The 917-nt window shown below is 47.3% G+C and carries 1 protein-coding gene; it reads left to right on the top strand.

What is annotated here, in order from left to right:
- Window positions 1-917: acetyl-CoA C-acyltransferase (locus tag MSG95_RS18870; protein ID WP_324624972.1), on the top strand; the 917-nt coding region annotated here is incomplete at both ends.

Raw genomic sequence — 917 nt, 5'->3', positions numbered from 1 at the left:
ACCATTAATCGTTTGTGTGGTTCATCACTCGATGCGATTGCTATTGCTGCCCGTGCGATTAAAGCAGGTGAAGCGAACTTGGTGATTGCAGGTGGTGTGGAAAGCATGAGCCGTGCACCTTATGTAATGGGTAAGTCTGACAGTGCTTTTGGTCGTAGCCAGAAGATTGAAGATACCACCATGGGATGGCGTTTCATTAACCCTAAACTTAAAGAATTGTATGGTGTAGACACCATGCCCCAGACTGCCGAAAACGTCGCTGAACAGTTTAACGTCAATCGTGCAGATCAGGACCAGTTTGCCTTGGTGAGCCAACAACGCACCGCAAGCGCGCAAGCCAAAGGCTTTTTTTCTAAAGAAATCGTAGCAGTTGAAATCCCTCAGCGTAAGGGTGATGCTGTTGTGATTGATACCGATGAGCATCCACGTGCATCGACCACGCTTGAAGGCTTAAGCAAACTTAAACCTGTGGTTAAAGCAGAGGGTACAGTCACTGCGGGCAATGCTTCAGGGATTAACGATGGTGCAGCAGCTCTACTGATTGCTTCTGATGAAGCAGTTCAAGCTTACAATTTAAAACCACGTGCCAAGATCATTGCTTCAACAGCGGTGGGTGTAGAACCACGCATTATGGGCTTTGCTCCGGCACCAGCGATTAAGAAATTACTTAAACAAGCTAACCTGACTTTAGATCAGATGGATGTAATTGAGCTCAATGAAGCCTTTGCTGCTCAGGCTTTGGCAGTGACCCGTGATTTAGGTTTGCCAGATGATTCTGACAAGGTAAATCCAAACGGTGGTGCCATTGCATTAGGTCATCCACTTGGTGCATCAGGTGCCCGCCTCGTAACTACAGCCCTAAACCAGCTTGAGCAAACAGGCGGACGCTATGCCTTATGTTCAATGTGTATTGGTGT

This window comes from Acinetobacter sp. IK23 (assembly GCF_035615275.1).
Classification (GTDB): Bacteria; Pseudomonadota; Gammaproteobacteria; order Pseudomonadales; family Moraxellaceae; genus Acinetobacter; species Acinetobacter seifertii.
This window is presented reverse-complemented; position numbering and strand designations above follow the sequence as displayed.